The 19617-nt window shown below is 72.0% G+C and carries 16 protein-coding genes and 1 tRNA gene; 11 read left to right on the plus strand and 6 right to left on the minus strand.

The window, feature by feature from the left end:
* Positions 1-66: 66 nt before the first annotated feature.
* Positions 67-1836 carry a DoxX family protein gene (locus AC27LF_RS19085; protein WP_479657532.1) on the plus strand — a complete coding sequence of 590 codons (1770 nt, stop codon included), beginning with the start codon at positions 67-69 and terminating at the stop codon, positions 1834-1836.
* A gap of 468 nt (positions 1837-2304) precedes the next feature.
* On the opposite strand, the gene AC27LF_RS19090 is transcribed toward AC27LF_RS19085, so the two are convergent.
* The 3 genes from AC27LF_RS19090 to AC27LF_RS19100 all read right to left on the minus strand — a co-directional run bounded on the left by AC27LF_RS19090 (position 2305) and on the right by AC27LF_RS19100 (position 4969).
* Entirely contained in the window at positions 2305-3036 is a 732-nt protein-coding gene (locus AC27LF_RS19090) for a nucleotidyltransferase family protein (RefSeq protein ID WP_479657531.1), read from the minus strand.
* Between the two features lie 104 nt (positions 3037-3140).
* Positions 3141-3599 (minus strand): hypothetical protein, encoded by a 459-nt coding sequence (locus AC27LF_RS19095; RefSeq protein ID WP_479657530.1) that lies wholly within the window; start codon positions 3597-3599, stop codon positions 3141-3143.
* A gap of 233 nt (positions 3600-3832) precedes the next feature.
* Entirely contained in the window at positions 3833-4969 is a 1137-nt protein-coding gene (locus tag AC27LF_RS19100; RefSeq protein WP_479657529.1) for an ABC transporter ATP-binding protein, read from the minus strand.
* Between the two features lie 206 nt (positions 4970-5175).
* Here AC27LF_RS19100 and AC27LF_RS19105 point away from each other — a divergent pair.
* Positions 5176-5249 (plus strand) — tRNA-Thr (locus tag AC27LF_RS19105).
* A 759-nt stretch (positions 5250-6008) separates the two neighbouring features.
* Here the strand turns inward: AC27LF_RS19105 and AC27LF_RS19110 are convergent.
* Positions 6009-7277, minus strand: coding sequence for a cytochrome P450 family protein (locus AC27LF_RS19110; RefSeq protein WP_479657528.1), 1269 nt, complete (start codon positions 7275-7277; stop codon positions 6009-6011).
* A gap of 224 nt (positions 7278-7501) precedes the next feature.
* Between AC27LF_RS19110 and AC27LF_RS19115 the strand changes: the two genes are divergently transcribed.
* Both AC27LF_RS19115 and AC27LF_RS19120 read left to right on the plus strand, forming a co-directional pair.
* Positions 7502-9208, plus strand: a complete 1707-nt coding sequence (locus AC27LF_RS19115) for an FAD-dependent oxidoreductase (protein ID WP_479657527.1) — start codon at positions 7502-7504, stop codon at positions 9206-9208.
* Positions 9209-9322: 114 nt separating this feature from the next.
* On the plus strand, positions 9323-10276 hold the full coding sequence (locus AC27LF_RS19120; RefSeq protein ID WP_479657556.1) for an amidohydrolase family protein: 954 nt from the start codon (positions 9323-9325) through the stop codon (positions 10274-10276).
* A 450-nt stretch (positions 10277-10726) separates the two neighbouring features.
* Here AC27LF_RS19120 and AC27LF_RS19125 read toward each other — a convergent pair whose 3' ends face one another.
* Complete coding sequence (locus AC27LF_RS19125; RefSeq protein ID WP_479657526.1) at positions 10727-12379, minus strand: FAD-dependent oxidoreductase; 1653 nt, start codon at positions 12377-12379, stop codon at positions 10727-10729.
* 266 nt (positions 12380-12645) lie between these two features.
* On the opposite strand from AC27LF_RS19125, the gene AC27LF_RS19130 reads away from it, so the two are divergent.
* The 7 genes from AC27LF_RS19130 (at position 12646) to AC27LF_RS19160 (ending at position 17933) form a co-directional block, all read left to right on the plus strand.
* Positions 12646-13719, plus strand: a complete 1074-nt coding sequence (locus AC27LF_RS19130) for a SchA/CurD-like domain-containing protein (RefSeq protein ID WP_479657525.1) — start codon at positions 12646-12648, stop codon at positions 13717-13719.
* A gap of 78 nt (positions 13720-13797) precedes the next feature.
* A complete protein-coding gene (locus AC27LF_RS19135) occupies positions 13798-14268 on the plus strand; it encodes a cupin domain-containing protein (protein ID WP_479657524.1) in 471 nt (156 codons plus the stop codon).
* Complete coding sequence (locus AC27LF_RS19140) at positions 14265-15524, plus strand: beta-ketoacyl-[acyl-carrier-protein] synthase family protein (protein ID WP_479657523.1); 1260 nt, start codon at positions 14265-14267, stop codon at positions 15522-15524. The genes AC27LF_RS19135 and AC27LF_RS19140 overlap by 4 nt, the downstream gene beginning before the upstream one ends.
* Positions 15525-15537: 13 nt before the next feature.
* Positions 15538-16788 carry a beta-ketoacyl synthase N-terminal-like domain-containing protein gene (locus AC27LF_RS19145; protein ID WP_479657522.1) on the plus strand — a complete coding sequence of 417 codons (1251 nt, stop codon included), beginning with the start codon at positions 15538-15540 and terminating at the stop codon, positions 16786-16788.
* 63 nt (positions 16789-16851) lie between these two features.
* Positions 16852-17109: an acyl carrier protein gene (locus AC27LF_RS19150; RefSeq protein WP_388713124.1), complete on the plus strand. Its 258-nt coding sequence runs from the start codon at positions 16852-16854 to the stop codon at positions 17107-17109.
* 1 nt (position 17110) lies between these two features.
* A complete protein-coding gene (locus tag AC27LF_RS19155) occupies positions 17111-17590 on the plus strand; it encodes an SRPBCC family protein (RefSeq protein ID WP_479657521.1) in 480 nt (159 codons plus the stop codon).
* 19 nt (positions 17591-17609) lie between these two features.
* Positions 17610-17933 carry a TcmI family type II polyketide cyclase gene (locus tag AC27LF_RS19160; RefSeq protein WP_404034299.1) on the plus strand — a complete coding sequence of 108 codons (324 nt, stop codon included), beginning with the start codon at positions 17610-17612 and terminating at the stop codon, positions 17931-17933.
* Positions 17934-18518: 585 nt separating this feature from the next.
* Here the strand turns inward: AC27LF_RS19160 and AC27LF_RS19165 are convergent.
* A complete protein-coding gene (locus AC27LF_RS19165) occupies positions 18519-19514 on the minus strand; it encodes a methyltransferase (RefSeq protein ID WP_479657555.1) in 996 nt (331 codons plus the stop codon).
* Between the last annotated feature and the right edge of the window lie 103 nt (positions 19515-19617).

Below are 19617 nucleotides of genomic sequence, written 5' to 3' on the forward strand. Positions count from 1 at the left end.
GCTTGACGCGGTCCGGACAGATCCGCCGGGTCCAGGCAGTGTCCTAACTCCGCATCACTCGGTTAGATGAGTGTGGACACCAGAACACCCCGCACACCCACGGGGGACCGCTCGTCGGGATTCGACGACGCTCCCGCGCTGAGCATGGTGAAGGTGCCGAGCGATCCGGCGCAGGTCATCGTCAACCACGCGAGCTTCCGCGTGCAGCTGGGTGCCTCGACACGGCGTAGCCCATACCCGCGCATCGGCGGGCAGTCGAGCGCCGCCCAGGACACCGCGCGCGTCCCCGTCGGCGGTGCCGCGGGTGGCGTGGGCCCGGCCGTGGCGCGGCGCCGGCCGGTCATCTGGAGCGGCCGCTCGGCCCCCGACGACAGCGGCGCCCACCGGCTGCTCCAGGCGGTGCGGGGCGGCAGCGTCCGCCACGCCGACGAGCCGTCCCTCGACATCGCGGGCACCCGGGTCATCCCGCGGATCGACACCGACTACGGCACGTACGGCGGTTACGGCGATCCCGGTGGCTACGGCGACCACGGCGGCTACCGCGGTTATGACGACCTCGACCGGACCGTCGAGACGCCCGTGGTCGGCCACCAGCGCACGCCCGGCGCCGGCGAGACCAGGCTGCTGCCGCACATGCGGACCGTCGGCAGCGCGTACGACGAACCCGGCTACGCCGACGAGCGGTTCGAGGACTTCGACGAGCCCGCCGGTACGGACGACGAGCCCGCGGGCAAGCGGCAGGGCGACGACCCGGCCCGGCACGCCTACTACCCCGGCCGCCGGATGAACCTCGGCGTCGTCCTGCTCCCGCTGCGCATCTTCCTCGGCTTCATCTCCGTCTACGCCGGCATGGGCAAGCTCTGCGACCCCGTCTACTTCGACGGCGGCAAGCGCGGCTCGATGGTGAAGTGGCTCAACACCCTGCACCCGTGGGACGTCGCCGAGCCGCTGCGCCAGTTCGCCCTCCAGCACCCCGTCGGCTCCGGGCTGGTCATCGCCTTCCTCCAGGTCGTCGTGGGCGTCCTGACGATCCTGGGCTGCTGGCAGCGGGTCGCCGCGGTGGTCGGCGCCGGGCTCTCGGCCGCGCTGATCGTCACCGTCAGCTGGAAGACCGTCCCCGCCTACGACGCGCCCGACATCATCTACCTCGCCGCCTGGTCCCCGCTGATCATCGCCGGCGCGCCCGTCTACTCCGTCGACGGGCGGCTCGCCGGCCGGGCCTGGCGCACCCTCGGGCCACGCTCCGACATCTGGGAGCTGCGCCGCTATGTGCTGCGCCGGGGCGCCCTCGTCACCGCCGTCACCGTGGGCCTCACCCTGCTCATCGGGTCGCTGCTCGGCGGTGCCGTGCGGGACTCCAGCCGGGTGGTGGTGCCCCGGCCCGGCGAGGCCCCGCGCAACAACGCGCCGGGCTCGCCGCTGCCCGACGAGTCCGGCAGCGGGCGCCCGACCAGCCCGTCGGCCTCCGACGCGCCGAGCGGGGGCGCCGCGGCCGGCGCCGACCCGTCCGGGTCCGGCGCGGCGACGACCCCGGGCGCGGCCCACTCATCCGGCACCGCCACCGGCGGCGCGCCGAGCCAGACCCAGGGCGCCGTGGGCCAGGCCCCGTCGCGGCGGACCTCGCCGGCCGGGCAGGCCCCGAGCACCAGCGCGGGCCCCAGCTCAGGCGGCACGCAGACCGGAGGCTCGGGCGGCTCGGGCGGTACGGGCGGTACGGGCGGCTCCGGGGGCTCGGGTGGTTCGCCCAGCGGAACGGGTGGTACGGGCGGCTCGGACGACGGCGGCTCCTCCACCTCGGGCCAGCCGGGCCGCCTGGTCGGCGGTCTCCTCGGCTGACCCCACCCCCACAGGGGGCCCACCCCGCACCGAAGACAGCCCCGGCCCGGAGAAACCCCCACCGCGGCGAGGCCGCCCGCGGCGGTAGGGGGCCGTGGCTGTGGGCTCGGGGACTCCGTGCGGGGCGGGGCGCCGCCCGCCGGGGGCATCTCGTGGTGGATGGGGGGCGTCCCGAGGGGCCCGTGGCCGTGCGCGGGAGGGAGCCCGCGCCGGATGGAACCGGTGCGCCGGGACACGCCGTGGCGAAGCTTGTTGCCGGGGGCTTCCGGGCGGGCGGGGAAACCTGGCCGCGGGCCTGCCCGGGCCCTTCGACGCGCGGGCCTTTCCCGAGCCGCGTCCTTCGCGGTGCCGGGCCTCTCGGCTCGCTTCCCTCAGGGCGCGTCTCATTCGTACGGGCGATGGGCGCGCGGCCCCTCCCCGGGACCCGTGTGGGGGACTGGGGGTTGGAGGGGGCGGCCGGTGGGGGCTTCAGGGGTTCAGGGTTGTCAGTTCCTTGGCTGCTTCTGTGAGGTCTTTCGCCGTGTCGATGGCGCGCCAGTAGGCGCCGTGGGGGATCGGGAAGCCGGCCAGGCGGCGTTCGCGGGCCAGGCGCGGAAACGTGGTGCGCTCATGGTCGCCCCGCTCGGGCAGCATCGCGGCGAACTCCGACGAGAACACGTACACACCCGCGTTGATCTCGAAGGTCGACGGCGGCGCCTCGATGAAGTCCGTGATGTGGCCGAAGCCGTCCGTCTTGACGGCGCCCCACGGAATGCGCGGCCGGGCCAGCGCGAGGGTCGCGACGGCGTCCCGCCCGGTGTGGAAGTCCGCCATCTCGCGCAGCGAGAAACGGGTCCAGATGTCGCCGTTGGTGGCGTACCAGGGCCGGTCGGGGTGGGGCAGGTGGGCCGCCGCGTACTTCAGCCCGCCGCCGCGGCCCAGCGGCTCGGTCTCCACGACGGTGCTGACGCGGACCGGCAGGTCGGCCGTGTCCAGCCACTTCTCCAGCACCTCGGCGAGGTGCCCGCAGGAGACCACCACGTCCGTGACGCCCTCCTCGGCGAGCCAGGACAGCTGGTGGCCGATGATCGGGGTGCCGGTGCCGGGGATCTCGACCATCGGCTTGGGCCGGTCGTCGGTGTAGGGGCGCAACCGGGAGCCCTGGCCGCCGGCCAGGACGACGGCTTGGGTGGGGCGCGACGCGGCGTTCGGATCGGTCATGCCCGAACTGTACGTCGCGCCCCACCCGTGGGGGTCCGTCGCGACCGGCTCCTTGGGCAGCCGTTACCCACTTCTCGACGGCCCCTTGCCCGGCGGCGGTGCGGCTAGCCGTGCGCGGCCAGTACGCCGGAGGCGAACGAGGTGTCGCAGACGGGGCGGGCGTACGACTGCGCGCGTGAGGCGCCGTAGATGCGCACGGCCGCCTGGCCGAGGGCGCGGGCGATGGACGTGCAGTGCCTGGCCAGCGACGGGTGGCCGTTGACGGCCTGCTGGAGGTGGGTGAGGACCGTGCCCGGGTTCTTCTCCTGCAGTTCGGCCATCAGCTGGTCGCGCAGTACGTCCTGCGGCGCGCGCTGCACGGTCCGGACGGAACCGCTCACCGAGGCGACGTCCGAGGCGGCGAGCACCGAGTCCGACGGGTTCCCCGACCAGTTGACTCGGGTGACCGCGAGGGTCCCGGAGAGCACCAGGACGACGGGCAGGACGAGGGCGAGGGTGCGGCCGATCCGGTGGGCGGGGCCCCGGCGACCGCGCCGCGTCTGTTGGGTGGTGGAGTGCTTCACGCGTGTGAGGGTAGCGCCCGGTAATGATTTGGCGACATTTGGTCACCGGTTCGAGGGATAGGGAAGTGCCCTTTCCTGGTTGGGGAGTTGACGCACACTGCTCGAAATGCACTCGTTTGCCGGGGAATTTGTCGACAACGAGAAGGGCCCCGCAGCAGCCTGCGGGGCCCTGATTCGTCAACCTGGGTGAATTACCCGGGATTGTTCCGCTCCGTGGGGAGGCCGGGCGGAGGTCAGTCGGTGAGGCGCTCGCCCGTGGAGGTCGAGAACACGTGGGTCTCGCCCGGCCGCGGCACGACGTGCACCTTCGCGCCCTTCTCGGGGACGGAACGGCTGTTGACGCGGACGACCAGGTCCTTCTGGGCGCCGCCGACCTCGACGGAGCCGTAGACGTAGCCGTCGGCGCCGGTCTCCTCGACGACGTTCACCGAGACCGCGAGGCCCGCCGGGGCGTCCTCGCTGTCCTTGGACAGGGACGCGCTGGCGCCGCCGTTGTGCTCGACCACGTCGAAGTGCTCGGGGCGCACGCCGACCGTGACCGTCTTGTCACCCTTGTCGGTGGCGGCCTTCAGCGCCTCGCGGTTGACCGGGACGACGCTGTTGCCGAACTTCACACCGCCGTCGGTGATCGGCACCTCGATCAGGTTCATGGCCGGAGAGCCGATGAAGCCGGCGACGAACAGGTTGGCCGGGCGGTCGTACATGTCGCGCGGCGAGGCGACCTGCTGGAGCAGACCGTCCTTGAGGACCGCCACGCGGTCGCCCATCGTCATGGCCTCGATCTGGTCGTGGGTGACGTAGACGGTGGTGATGCCGAGGCGGCGCTGCAGGGACGCGATCTGCGTACGGGTGGAGACGCGGAGCTTGGCGTCCAGGTTGGACAGCGGCTCGTCCATGAGGAAGACCTGCGGCTCGCGGACGATGGCGCGGCCCATGGCGACACGCTGGCGCTGACCGCCGGAGAGCGCCTTCGGCTTGCGGTCCAGGTACTCGGTGAGGTCGAGGATCTTCGCGGCCTCCTCGACCTTCTGCCGGATCTCCGCCTTGTTGACGCCGGCGATCTTGAGCGCGAAGCCCATGTTGTCGGCGACCGTCATGTGCGGGTAGAGCGCGTAGTTCTGGAACACCATGGCGATGTCCCGGTCCTTCGGCGGCAGGTGGGTGACGTCGCGCTCCCCGATGCGGATGGCGCCGGCGTTGACGTCCTCCAGGCCGGCGAGCATGCGCAGGGAGGTGGACTTGCCGCAGCCGGACGGGCCGACCAGGACGAGGAACTCGCCGTCCTCGATCGCGATGTCGAGCGAGTCGACGGCGGGCTTTTCGGAGCCCGGGTAGACCCGGGTCGCTTTGTCGAACGTGACAGTGGCCATGGTGAGCAGGCCCCCTTCTACCGGCAGGAACGTGCCGGACGATCCGAGTAGGAAGGTGGATGGTGTAGTCCACGCGGGTGAACTGGGTCAGGACGGTACCTGGCGTTTCCCTGATCTGTCAGTACCTGGGGGACTGTGAACTTCGCGGAAATTTTCGACAAGGCGTCCCGGGGACGTGGGTACACTGCTCGGGCGGGTATCCGCACGCCTCCTTAGCTCAGCTGGTCAGAGCGCCGCTCTTGTAAAGCGAAGGTCGTCGGTTCGAATCCGACAGGGGGCTCTGGGAAGCCGCTCTGACCTGGGATTTTTCCCCGGCTGAGCGGCTTTTTCCGGCCTCGGACTCCGCGTCCGGGGCCGTTCGCGTACGCGGCGGGTGAGCGGATGCACCACCAGAGCCGCGCGCTCAGATGCGGACCGTGCGGGAGCCTCCAACAGACGGGCCAGAAATATCCTGCGTGCCGGACTCCCCGTCCCCTTCGTACTTGGGCCTTCGGCCGGTGCGGCGAGAGTGCGTGCAGGGCGTCGCCACGGGGCGAACGTTGCCTGTTGCGGCACTAGGTCCGCCGCCGTCCCGGCTGTCCGCTTCGTTGGGAGCCTCCAACAGACGGGCCAGAAATTTCCTGCGTGCCGGCGACAGGCTGTGCCCGACCCGGGGCCGGTGGCATGCGGTGGCGGTCGTCGAGGGTGGCTTTCCGCGCCCGGCGTGCGGGCTCCGGGCAACGACCGGCGCGGAGCTGCCGGGCCGGCTCTCCTACCGGCTGGGGACCTGGGAAACCGTACGAGCGCACCTGCGGCTTCGCTCCCTGCGCCGCGGGAACCGGCCGTCTGCCTCGAACTCCTCCGCACGGAGGTCACGGCGCCCTGCGCGATGGCGGGATCGGCGGCTCTCCCGCCGCGCGGGACGGCGTCGGGCCGTGCCGTCCCGTGCCGTCCCTGCCGTCCTCCACGCCGCGTGACGGCCCGCGGGTCCGGCTCGGGTGCCGCCGCGTACCCGGCCGCCCGTCCGCCACCGCCCGGAGCCGGCCGGCCGGCGCTGCGTTCAGCCGGCGATCCGCTCCGGATCGAGCACCACGGGCAGCTCGGCGAGTCCGCGGAACGCCGGGAAGGGCACGGTCAGCCAGCGCACCTCGTGCGGGGGCACGGCCAGCGTGATCTCGGGGTACCGGCGGAACAGCGTGGTGAGCGCGATGTGCATCTCCAGGCGGGCCAGCGGCGCTCCGATGCAGTAGTGGGGGCCGTGCCCGAACGCCAGGTGGGGCTGACTTCCGGTGCGCGTGACGTCGAGCCGGTCGGGCTCGGCGTACACCTGCGGGTCGCGGTTCGTGGCGGTGAGGGCGATCTGGACGAGGGCCCCCTTGGGGATCACCACACCGCGCATCGGGATGTCTTCGGTGGCGTGGCGGAAGGTGGAGCTTTCCACCGACCCCTCGTACCGCAGCAGTTCCTCGACGGCCTGCTTCAGGGCCTCGGCGTCCGCGAGGGCCGCGTGGCGCTGGTCCGGCTTCGAGAGCAGGTGGTACACGGCGTTGCCGATGAGGTACGCGGTGGTCTTGTGGCCCGCGAAGAACAGCACCCACGCCGTCGAGACCAGCTCATGGTCCGTCAGGGCGCCGTCCTGGTCCTGGGCCGCGATGAGCGCGCTCATCAGGTCGTCGCCGGGCGTGCTGCGCTTGCGCGCGACGAGGTCGACCAGGAGGTCGCGCAGCTTCCCCTCGGCCTCCTCCAGTGCCTTCTTCGCCTCCGGGCCGAATCCGGTCTTCGCCACGGTCACCGCCCACTGGTGGGCGCGCTCGCGCTCGTCCTCCGGCACGCCGAGGAGTTCGCAGATGACCTGGAGCGGCAGCGGGAACGCGAAGTTCGGGAGCAGGTCGACGGACGCGTCGGTCGGGCAGCGCTCCAGCAGGTCTTCGGTGACCTGCTGGATGCGCGGGCGCAGCGACTCCACCCGGCGCGGTGTGAAGGCGCCCTGCACGATCCGCCGTAGCCGGGTGTGCTTGGGCGGGTCGGAGAACAGCATGTTGTCGTCGAGCGCGATGGAGGAGTCGCCGAAGATGCGTTGGTACGCGTCGAGGGCGCCGTACATGTCCTTGCTCAGCCGCGGGTCGGCCAGCGCGGCGCGCGCGTCGTCGTAGCGGGTGATCAGGTAGGTGTCCACGCCGTGCGGTGGCTTCAGCGGGCACACCGGGGCGGTTTCCCTCAACTCCGCGTACACGGGGTGCGGGTTGGCGCGGAATTCGGGTGTGCACCGGGAGGCGGCGGCCACGGGGTCCGTGGGTCCGGATTCGGTGTGCAGGGGTGTTTGCGTCATGGCCTCGACGGTTCCCGGTGGGCCGCCGCCAGCAAACGTTCTTAACCCGTCCGGAGCGGCGCGGGGACGCGGCGTGGCGATCGGAGCAACAGAAGGTGCGGGGCCCCTGGAGCGGGCGAAAAGTTGGTGCCGATCGGAAACCCCCTGAGCCGCCGTTGTCCGGGGCCTCGGGGTGTTCGGGTTCGGACGACAGACGATGACGAAAGTTGATAGGGGATCAGTCGATGAGCAAACGGGCCGTGGAATCCGTACCCGTTCTGGTGGTAGGCGGCTCCTTGGTGGGCCTGTCCACGTCAGTCTTTCTCAGTCGCCTCGGCGTCGAGCACCTTCTCGTCGAGCGTCACGCCGCGACATCCACGCACCCTCGCGGCCGTGGGAACAACCTGCGCACCATGGAGCTGTTCCGGACCGCGGGCGTCGAGCAGGACATCCGCGCCGCGGCGAGCGCCCTGGCGGGGAACGACGGCGTCCTCCAGGTGAGCACGCTCCGCGGCGGCGACCGCCGGTGGATCGTCAAGGCGATCGACACGGGTCCGGCCCTGTCGCAGATCACCTCGTCCGGCTGGTGTCTGTGCAGCCAGAACGACCTTGAGCCCGTCCTTCTGCGCTACGCCCGCCACCTCGGCGGCGACATCCGCTTCGGCACCGAGCTGGTCTCCTTCACCCAGGACGCCGAAGGGGTGCACGCGGAGGTACGGGACCGTGACAGCGGCGAGACGCGCATCGTGCACGCCCAGTACCTCGTGGCCGCCGACGGGCCCCGCAGCCCGGTGCGCGAGCGGCTGGGCATCACCCAGACGGGACCGGGCGCGCTGTTCCACAACGTGAGCATCACGTTCCGCAGCAAGAAGCTGCAGGACGTCGTCGGCGACAGGCACTTCGTCGTCTGCTACGTCACCGATCCCGCCGGCGAGGGTGCCCTGCTGCCGGTGGACAACCGCGAGCGATGGGTCTTCCACGCCCCCTGGGCCCGGGACCAGGGCGAGACGCTGGACGACTTCACCGACGAGCGCATCGTCGCCCACATCCGCGCCGCGGCGGGCGTCCCCGACCTCGATGTCGAGGTCACCGGCAAGGCACCCTGGCACGCCGCGGACCGTGTGGCGGACAGCTACGGCGAGGGCCGGGTCTTCCTGGCCGGTGACTCGGCGCACGAGATGCCCCCCACCGGTGCGTTCGGCTCCAACACCGGTATCCAGGACGCCCACAACCTCGCCTGGAAGATCGCGGCCGTCCTGCGCGGCTGGGCCGGGCCGGGGCTGCTCGACACGTATCAGACGGAGCGTCGGCCGGTCGCGTTCGCGACGACCGCCCGCGCCCTGTTCCAGGCGGGCGAGGAACAGCACCCCGGGTACACCCCGGAGAAGCGCAAGGACGATCCGGCCGACGCCTTGACCGTGGCCTTGTGCTACCGCTACCCGTCGGGCGCCGTCGTCGGCGCCGACCCGGACGCCGCGATCGTGCCCGCCGAGTTCGAGCTGGGCGGCGCCCCCGGGAGCCGCGCTCCCCATATGTGGGTGACCGCCCGGGACGGCCGGCGGATCTCCACCCTGGACCTCTACGAACGGTCCTTCGTCGTCCTCACCGGCCCCGGAGGCGAGGCATGGCGCACCGCGGCCCGCGATGTCGCCGCACGCCTGGGCGTTCCGGTGGAGGGCTACGTCGTCGGCGCGGACCACGACCTGGTCCCCGAGGACGGGGCCGACTGGGCGGCGCTGCACGGCACGGCGGAGTCCGGTGCCGTCCTGGTACGCCCCGACGGCTTCGTGGCATGGCGGTCGCCCGGGCTCGTGGCGGACCCGGAACGGGCCCTCGCGGACACGCTGTTGACGGTGCTTCGCCGCGAGACGCCGCCGGACGCCGTGGCCAAGTCGCGGCGGACGACCGCGACGGAGCAGCCGCTGGCGACGACATCCGACGGGCGCGGCTGAGCGCCTCCACCCGAACGCCGTTTCTGAACGAAGAAAGGCCCCACTGTGATATCGACTCACCCCACTCACCCCGCAGGGTCCGGTCCGGCCGACGACGACGCCCGGACCTCCCGAGTGGACGTCCACCACCACTTCACCGCGCCCGCCTGGCTCGACTGGGCCGAGGCGCAGGGTCTGGTACGGCGCGACCGGCTGCCCTGGTGGACCCGCTGGGACCTCGACTCCGCGCTCGCCCTCATGGACCGCACGGGGATCGGCACCACCGTCATGACCGTGGCCATGCTCGGCCGCATCCAGGAGCGCGGCAAGCGAGAGGAGAGCGCACGGGTCGCGTTGCAGGCGGCGGCGGAAGTCGCCGCCGCCCACCCCACCCGCTTCACCTTCTTCACGCCGGTCTTCCTCGACGACCTCGACCTGTCGAGCTGGTCGCTGAAGTACGGCCTCGACGACCTCGGCGCCGTCGGGGTGAGCACACGCACCAGCGCGGGCGGTGTCTATCTCGGCGACCCCTCCCACGACCGTCTCCTCGCCGAGCTGAACGACCGCTCGGCGGTCATCAGCACGCATCCGATGGACGTACCCGGTGGCGGCGCCGACGGGGCGGGCGTGCCGGGCCTGCCGCCGTTCATGTGCGACTTCCTCATGGACACGACTCGCGCCGGGATCAACCTCATCCTCAACGGCGTCCTCGACCGCTACCCCGACCTCACCTTCGTCCTCCCGCACGGCGGCGGCTTCCTCCCCTACATGGCCACCCGCCTGGAACTCCTCAGCGATCACCTCACCCCCGAGATCGAACCGTCCCGGATACGCGACTACCTGCACCGCTTCTACTACGACACGGCGGGCCCCATGTCCCCGTCGTCGACCCCCACCCTCATGGCCACGGTCGACCCCGACCGGATCCTCTACGGCACCGACTGGCCGCCCACCTCAGCCCACATCGTCTCCGAGGTCGCGGCACCGGCTCTGGACAGCGACCCGGCCATCGCCGGCCATCAACTCCGCGGCATCAACCGGGACAACGCGCTACGCCTGATACCCGCCCTCGCCCGAGCCCGAGCCTGAGCCGGTCGGCCTCAGGTCGGCCGGGGTATGCGCAGCGGCCGCGGCGTCCGCTTCGACACCGCCGCATTCCTCGTCCGCCGAACGCCGGTCACCTGGGCATCAGGACCGGGTGCCGGCGATCACGGGCAGCTCGGCTCTCCCACCGAGGCAAGAGGGCACCACGTCGCGCGCGGCGGCCACCACTCACCCGGGCACATCCGGACCGTCCCCGCCGCGGCCGGAGTGCGGCGGTGGTCCGGCGCCCGCGGTCGCCTCTGCGGGGCGGCCCGCCCGGCAGTCGCCCTGGGTGTCGCCGTCGCGGACCTCGACCGCGATGTCGCCCCCGCGGCGATGGCCGGCCGCTCGCGGCCCGGCCGGTCCGCTCCGGATTGCTCCCCGATCGACGAGGGCCACCCGCGCGCTTGCGGCGCGGGTGGCCCTCGTGCCACCGGTGTTGCCGGTGCCGCCGTCTCAGCCCGTGCGCAGGACTTCCCTGAGGACGCCGCGCAGTTCTGCCTCCGGGTCCGGCACCGCGCAGGAGGACCGCCAGGCCACGAACCCGTCCGGCCGCACCAGGACGGCACCGTCGGCCGTCGTGCCGTGCAGCCGCGTCCAGTCGACCGGTCCTGCGGCGCTCTCCGTGTCGTACGTCAGGTCCGCGTCGGCGCCCGGGCCGATCCGGTAGGCGTCGAGCCGTACGCCGTCCTGCTCGGCGATCCGGCGGGCCGCGGTGTGCCAGCCCGCGTCGTCCGGGGCGTCGGTGAGCAGGACCAGGGAGCGCTCGTACAGGTCGATGGTGGAGATCCGCTCGCCGGCGCGGCGCAGCCACAGGTGCGGGGCGCGGCTGCCGGGCTGTCCGGCCAGGCGCAACTCCTCGGGCACGACGGGCTGTTCGGGGTCGGCGCCGACGACGGCGCCCTGCGGGTAGCGGTAGCCGAGGACGACGTTGAGGATGCCGCCGCGCCGGCCGCCGCCGACGCCGGGGCCCGGGACGAAGCCGGGGTGGCTGTGCTCGACCGAGCGGGCGGAGGCGCGGGCGCTGGTCGTAAGGGCCACCGGGCGGCGCTCGGTCTCGTAGGTCTCCAGCAGTCCGGGACCGGCCCAGCCGTCCAGCACCGCGGCCAGCTTCCAGGCCAGGTTGTGGGCGTCCTGGACACCGGTGTTGCAGCCGAACGCCCCGGTGGGGGACATCTCGTGGGCGGAGTCACCGGCGAGGAGCACCCGGCCGGACGTGAACCGGTCGGCGACCCGTTCGGCCGCGCGCCACGACGCCTTTCCGGTGATGTCCACATCGAGTTCGGGGACGCCGACGGCCCGCCGGATGTGCCGCTGGAGGCGTTCCTCGGTGAAGTCCTCCAGTTTCTCGCCGCGCTCCGGATGCCACGGTGCGTGGAAGACCCAGCGTTCCCGGTTGTCGATCGGCAGCAACGCGCCGTCGGCTTCTGGGTTGTTGAGGTAGCAGCAGATGAAGTGCCGGTCGCCGACCACGTCGGCGAGCAGCTTGGAACGGAAGGTGACGCTGACGTTGGCGAACAGGTCGCCGGGTCCCGACTGCTCGATGCCGAGGTGGCGGCGCACCGGGCTGCGCGGGCCGTCCGCCGCGACCAGGTAGTCCGCGCGGACCGTGTACCGCTCGTCGGTGGTGCGGTCCAGGACGGTGACCGTCACCGCTTCGGCGTCCTGCTCGAAGGACTCCATCCGGTGGGAGTAGCGCAGGTCGCCGCCGAGTGCGCGGGCGTGGTGAAGGAGTACCGGTTCGAGGTCGTTCTGGCTGCACAGGCACCACGCGGTGGGGCTGAGCCGGGCGAGCCCGCCACCGGGGTCGATCTGTTTGAACAGCCACTCTCCCGCGTCCCCGACCAGCGTCGGGGCCTGCAGGATGCCGTGGTTGTCGGCCAGCAGTGAGGCCGCGGCCTTGATGTCCGGTTCGATGCCGGCCACCCGGAACAGTTCCATCGTCCGTACGTTGTTGCCCCGTCCGCGTGGATGGACCGAGGTCCCGGAGTGCCGCTCGACCAGCATGTGCGGCACACCGAGGCGGCCCAGGAACAGGGACATGGACAGGCCCACCAAAGAGCCGCCCACGATGAGGACGGGAATCCGGTGGTTGGCTTTTTGATGCATCGGAGTCTCCATGAGCAGAGGTGCGCCGATGGGGCGCCTGTGATTTTCCATGCCCTCTGCGGGCGGCTCGGTGCGTCTCGGCCCTCCCAATCACCCGCGTGGTTCACAGCCCTTGGCGGGCGGCTCGTGGCGTCTTCGCGGCGCCCATCACCCGCGTGGTTCATACGAGTCGCGCGCTTGTGGGGACCGGCACAGGATCAAGGAACGCTGACGTCGCGTCATCATCGGCGGGCGTCCGCATCTGCACGCGAAGGAGATGTACGCAGATGACCATCATGGCTGAACGTGTGTCAGAAGAGCTGACACGACAGGTGTCGAAAGTCTCCCAGTCCGTGTTCGACGGCTCCCGGCTGCGGGTCGTCCTGCTGGTGGACGTCTATGACGGAGCCCAGCAGCAGTTCCTGAAGGCGTACGAGAAACTGTGCAACCAGGTTGCGTCCGTGCCCGGCCACGTCAGCGACCAACTCTGCCAGTCCATCGAGAATCCCTCCCAATGGCTCATCACGAGCGAGTGGGAGAGCGCCCCGCCGTTCCTCGACTGGGTGAACAGCGAGGAACACGTGGAGATGGTGAAGCCGCTGCACGGCTGCGTCCGGGACACCCGTTCGCTGCGCTTCCACGTCGTGCGGGAGACCGGCGTGGGCGTCGAGCGGTCGCCGCACCGCCGGCTCCAGAACGCGCCGCGGATCGGTGACGGGCTGATCCGGCACGCGCTGACCTTCACGGTCCGGCCGGGCAGCGAGGAGAAGGTCCGGAAGATCCTCGCGGACTACCGCTCGCCCGAGCCGCGGGTCGACGACAGCACCCGGCTGTGCCGGACCTCCCTGTTCATGCACGGCAACCGGGTGGTGCGGGCCATCGAGGTACGCGGTGACCTGCTCGCGGCACTGCGGCACGTGGCTCGGCAGCCCGAGATCCGCGCGGTCGAGGAGGCCATCAACCCGTACCTGGAGCAGGACCGGGACCTCAACGACCAGGAGTCGGCGCGGATCTTCTTCACCCGGGCGGCTCTGCCGGCCGTGCACCACGTGACGACGGACGCGATGGCCTGGGGCGAGCGGTGCGCCCTGTACTACCCGGCGGTGCCCGGCCGCGGCATGCGGCTGGCCGAACTGCTCGCCCAGTACGACGAGATGATCGCCGAGGACCCGACCAGCCCGGTGCTGCGCAGCACGATCTTCCAGCGCGACGACGTCGTGGTGCGGCTGCTCGACCTGCGCGAGGAGAGCGGTGTCCAGCCCGTGGTGCCCCCGTCGGCGCACGCGGCCGAGCTGAAGTCGCTCCTCGCCGGCGAGGCCGCCCCCATGACCCTGGTCACCGACCGCCGTTCGAACGCCTGACCCGGCGGCCCGATCCGGCGTGGCCCGTTCCGCGGCCACGCCCCTCATCCCGCCGCAGCACACCAACGGAGGAACGTCGTGATCAAACCCCGTCCCAGAATCGTGGACCTCAGCGAGGTCGAGCCCAACGTCCGGCGCGGCGGCGATCTGCGCGCCATGCTCACCCCGGCCACGGTGGGCGCCACCAGCGGTTTCATGGGCGTGGCCATCGTGCAGCCCGGCGACCGCATCGGTGAGCACTACCACCCCTACTCCGAGGAGTTCGTCTATGTCGTCTGCGGTCAGCTGGAGGCGGACCTGGACGGCGAGGCGCACGCGCTGCGGCCCGAGCAGGGGCTGATGATCCCCGCCTACATGCGGCACCGCTTCCGCAATGTGGGCAAGGTGGAGGCCCGGATCGTCTTCCACCTCGGTCCGCTCGCGCCGCGCCCGCAGCTGGGCCATGTCGACACGGAGGAGACCGAGGTGATCGGCGCCGCAGCCGTCACCACCGAGGCGGTCGCGGCGGGCGCCGGTCAGGCGGCCGACGCGGGGAAGGTTCCTTCATGACCCGGCGCGTGGCGGTCACCGGCATAGGCATCGTCGCCCCGGGCGGCATCGGCGCACCGGCCTTCTGGGATCTGCTCGCGGCCGGCCGCACGGCGACGCGTGGCATCACGTTCTTCGACCCGGCGGGCCTCAGGTCCCGGATCGCCGCCGAGTGCGACTTCGATCCGGCGGCGCACGGGCTGGACGCCGAGCAGGTCGAACGGGCGGACCGGTACATACAGTTCGCGCTGGTCGCCGGTGACGAGGCCGTACGGGACTCGGGACTCGACCTGGCCGGGGAGAACCCCTGGCGGGTCGGGGTCTCCCTGGGCACCGCGGTCGGCGGCACCACCCGCCTGGAACACGACTACGTCCTGGTCAGCCACCGGGGGCAGCACTGGGACGTGGACCACCGGGAGGCGGAGCCGCAGCTGCACCGGGCGTTCTCGCCGAGCACGCTCGCCTCGGCGGTGGCGGAACGATTCGGCGCACAGGGTCCGGTGCAGACCGTCTCCACGGGCTGCACCTCCGGGCTCGACGCGGTCGGGTACGCCTTCCACACCGTGGAGGAGGGCCGGGCCGACATCTGCATAGCCGGTGCCTCGGACTCGCCGATCTCACCGATCACCATGGCGTGCTTCGACGCGATCAAGGCCACGTCCCCCAACAACGACGACCCCGCACACGCCTCCCGGCCCTTCGACAACAACCGTGACGGATTCGTCATGGGCGAGGGCGGCGCGGTGCTCGTCCTGGAGGAACTGGAACACGCGCGGGCCCGAGGCGCCCACGTCTACTGCGAACTGAGCGGCTACGCCACCTACGGCAACGCCTACCACATGACCGGCCTGACCAGCGAGGGCCTGGAGATGGCCCGGGCCATCGAGGACGCCCTCGACCACGCCCGGCTCGACCCCACGGCCATCGACTACGTCAACGCCCACGGCTCGGGCACCCGGCAGAACGACCGGCACGAGACGGCCGCCGTGAAGCGGGCCCTGGGAGCGCACGCCTACCAGACGCCCATGAGCTCCATCAAGTCCATGGTGGGGCACTCCCTCGGCGCGATCGGCGCGATCGAGGTCGTGGCCTGCGTGCTCGCCCTGGCCCATCAGGTCGTACCGCCGACCGCCAACTACGAGACCCCTGACCCCGAGTGCGACCTGGACTACGTCCCCCGTGTCGCCCGCGAGCGCTCGCTCGGCAGCGTGCTCTCCGTGGGCAGCGGGTTCGGCGGCTTCCAGTCCGCGGTGATCCTGACCCGGCCCCGGGAGTAAGGAAGAGGACACGATGAGCGCACCCCGCGAACGCCGCGCGGCCATCACCGGAATCGGTGTCGTCGCACCCAACGGAACCACCACCGACACCTTCTGGAAGGCCACCCACGAGGGGCGCAGCGTCCTCGACCGGATCACCCGGGAGGGCTGTGAGCACCTGCCGCTGAAGGTGGCCGGCGAGGTCCGCGCCTTCGACCCGGCGGCGGCGGTCGAGGAGCGCTACCTCGTCCAGACCGACCGGTTCACGCACTACGCGATGGCCGCGGCCGACCTCGCGCTGGACGACGCCCGGCTCGGCGCCGCCGACACCGCCGACGCGCCGTTCTCGATCGGTGTGGTCACCGCGGCCGGTTCCGGCGGCGGTGAGTTCGGCCAGCGGGAGCTGCAGCGACTGTGGGGCAAGGGCAGCCGGTTCGTCGGCCCGTACCAGTCCATCGCCTGGTTCTACGCCGCCTCCACCGGTCAGATCTCCATCCGCCGCGGCTTCAAGGGACCGTGCTCGGTCGTCGCGGCCGACGAGGCGGGCGGCCTGGACGCCCTCGCCCATGCGGCGCGGGCGGTGCAGCGCGGCACCGACGCGGTCGTGGCCGGCTCGACCGAGGCGCCGCTCGCGCCGTACTCGATGGTGTGCCAGCTCGGCTACGAGGAGCTGAGCACCGTCCAGGACCCGGCCCGCGCCTACCTGCCGTTCACGGCGGCGGCGGCCGGGTTCGTGCCCGCCGAGGGCGGCGCCATGGTCGTGGTGGAGGCGGAGCGGTCGGCCAGGGAGCGCGGTGCGCCGCTGCGCGCCCTGCTCGCCGGGCACGCGGCGACGTTCACCGGCGCCTCCCGCTGGGCGGAGTCCCGCGCGGGTCTCGCCCAGGCCATCCGGGGCGCCCTGGACGAGGCCGGCTGTGCGCCGGAGGAGATCGACGTGGTCTTCGCCGACGCGCTCGGCGTGCCGGAGGCGGACCGCGCCGAGGCGCTGGCGATCGCCGACGCGCTGGGCGGGCACGCCGCGCGGGTGCCCGTCACCGCGCCCAAGACGGGCATCGGCCGGGGCTACTGCGCGGCACCCGTGCTGGACACCGCGGCTGCGGTGCTCGCGATGGAGCACGGTCTGATCCCCCCCACCCCGAATGTGTTCGACGTCTGCCACGACCTGGACCTCGTGACCAGCCGGGCCCGCGCCGTGGAACTGCGTACGGCGCTGGTCCTCAGCCGGGGGCTCATGGGGTCGAACTCGGCGCTGGTGCTCAGGCGCGGCGCCGGCGAAGGGGTCTGAAGAACCTGACGCCTCCTACCGAGGCCGTCTCACAGCACCTCCCGGAGAGAAGGAGAACAACGCATGAGTGCCCACATCACCGTGGAAGAGCTGTCCGGGCTCATGAAGCAGGCCGCCGGGGTCACCGTCGCCCCGCAGGAGCTGGAGCAGCGGTCCGACACCGGCTTCGACGCGCTGGGCGTCGACTCGCTGGGCCTGCTCGGCATCGTGGGTGAGCTGGAGAACCGGCACGGCACCCCGATGCCGCCCGACGCGGAGCGCTGCAAGACGCCCCGGCAGTTCCTCGACCTCGTCAACAGCACCCTTATGGCAGGAGCCTGACATGGCAGGACACACGCAGAACGAGATCACCATCGCCGCACCCCTGGACCTCGTCTGGGACATGACCAACGACCTGGAGAACTGGCCGCAGTTGTTCAGCGAGTACGCGTCGGTCGAGATCCTTTCCCGGGAGGGCGCGAAGACGACGTTCCGGCTGACCATGCACCCGGACGACAAGGGCGTCGTGTGGAGCTGGATCTCCGAGCGCGAGCCGGACCGCGAATCGCTCACCGTCAAGGCCCGCCGGGTCGAGACCGGGCCGTTCGCGCACATGGACATCCACTGGCGCTACGAGCAGGTCCCGGCCGGCACCCGGATGGTGTGGACCCAGGACTTCACGATGAAGCCGGACGCCCCGGTCGACGACGACTGGATGACCGACAACATCAACCGGAACTCCAAGATCCAGATGGCCCTGATCCGGGACAGGATCGAGAAGGCCGCGGCCGGGCAGCGGTCCGCGGCCGCGCTGGCCGACTGAGCACGGAAGGACGCATCCGATGCACCAGGCCCTGATCGTCGCCCGCATGGCCCCGGGCTCCGCCCCCGACATCGCCAAGGTGTTCGAGGAGTCCGACCGGGGAGAGCTGCCGCACCTCGTCGGGGTCGTCCGGCGCAGCCTCTTCCAGTTCGGCGATGTCTACATGCATCTCGTCGAGTCCGAGCGCGAGCCCGGACCGGCCATCGCCAAGGTCACCGGGCACCCGGAGTTCCGGGACATCAGCGAGCGGCTGTCGGCGTACGTCAGCGCGTACGACCCCGAGACCTGGCGCTCCCCGAAGGACGCCATGGCGCAGCGCTTCTACCTGTGGGAGCGCGACTGAGCCTGCCGCCCCCCACGGACACCGGTCGCCGGGCCCGCGCTGCCGCGGGCCCGGCGACCGGTGTCCGTGTGCGCCGGTGCCGCCGCCCTCCCCGCCCGGCCGCGGCAGGGGTTGTCGAGCAGACCCCCGGAGCCGGGTGCCGCCCGCACGGGAGGCACATCGGCCCGACACCCCGCACCGCATTGCCCGGCCGTGGCCCGGTCGGACGGTGCGGCCCTGCCGGGGGTGGGACCCACCGCCGTCCCCCGACGCCCACGCCCGCACCGCCGGCAGCCGGGACCGCATGGGCATACAGCCGTCCTCACTGGCATCGTCGGCGGTCGGGACCGTATGGGTATACCGCTGTCCTCTTTGGCATCGTCGGCGGTCGGGGCCGTCCGGGCATATCGCTGTCCTCTCTGGCATCGCTGGCGGCCGGGGCCGTACGGGCATATCGCCGTCGTCACTGGCATCGTCGGCGGTCGGGGCCGTATGGGTATGCCGTTGTCCTCTTTGGCGTCGTCGGCGGTCGGGGCCGTACGGGCATACCGCCGTCCTCACCCGCACCGGCGGAAGCGGGTCCGCGTCGGCGCGCCGCCATCCGGCTCAGCCCGGGACGTGGCAGTCGAACGCGTCCAGATAGGGGTTGACCGGGCGGATGTCGTCGACGACCAGGCCGGCCGAGGTCAGCCTGCTCACCATGGAGTCCGTGGTGTGCTTGGCCCCGCCGACGTTGAGCAGCAGCAGCAGGTCCATGGCGGTGCTGAAGCGCATCGAGGGGGTGTCGTCGACAAGGTTCTCGATGACCACGACCCGGGTGCCCGGGCCGCCCGCGCCGATGACGTTGCCAAGGAGCCGTGCCGTGCTCTCGTCGTCCCACTCCAGGATGTTCTTGATGACGTAGACGTCGGCCTTCACCGGGACCGCCACCCGGGCGTCGCCGGGCACGATGCGCACCCGGTCCGCGAGGTCGCCGCCCGCGCGCAGTCGCGGCACGGCGTTGTCCACCACGCGCGGCAGATCGAGCAGACTGCCGTGCATCGAGGGGTACTTGTCGAGCAGGCTCGCCACCACATGGCCCTGGCCGCCGCCGACGTCCGCCACCGAGGCGCTGCCGGACAGGTCGAGCAGGGCGGCCACGTCCCGCGCCGACTGCTCGCTCGACGTGGTCATCGCACGGTTGAAGACGTCCGCCGACTCGGGGGCGTCCTCGTTGAGGTAGGCGAAGAACTCCTTGCCGTACAGGTCCTCGACCACGTTGCGGCCGGTGCGTACGGCCTCGTCCAGCCGGGGCCAGGCGTCCCAGGTCCACGGCTCGGTGCACCACAGGGAGATGTCGCGCAGGCTGTTCGGGTCGTCCGCGCGCAGCAGCCGGGACATGCCGGTGTGCGCGAAGGTGCCGTCCGGTCGCTCCTCGAAGACGCCGTAGCAGCTGAGGGCCCGCAGCAGCCGGCGCAGCGGCTTCGGTTCGGTCCGCACCGCGGCCGCGAGGTCCGCCACGGCCATGGGGGAGTCCCCGAGGGCGTCGGCGACGCCCAGCCGGGCGGCGGCCCGGACGGCGGCGGCACACGCGGCGCCGAACACCAGCTCTCTCAGCCGCATGGACGGCGGCGGGGACGCCGGTCCCCCCGTCTTGTGCGGGACCGACGGCTTGGCGGAGGTTGCGGTCGTCATGCGCGCCTTCCTTCCTTGGGTCGGGCGTGTG

Source organism: Streptomyces diversicolor, from assembly GCF_057537855.1.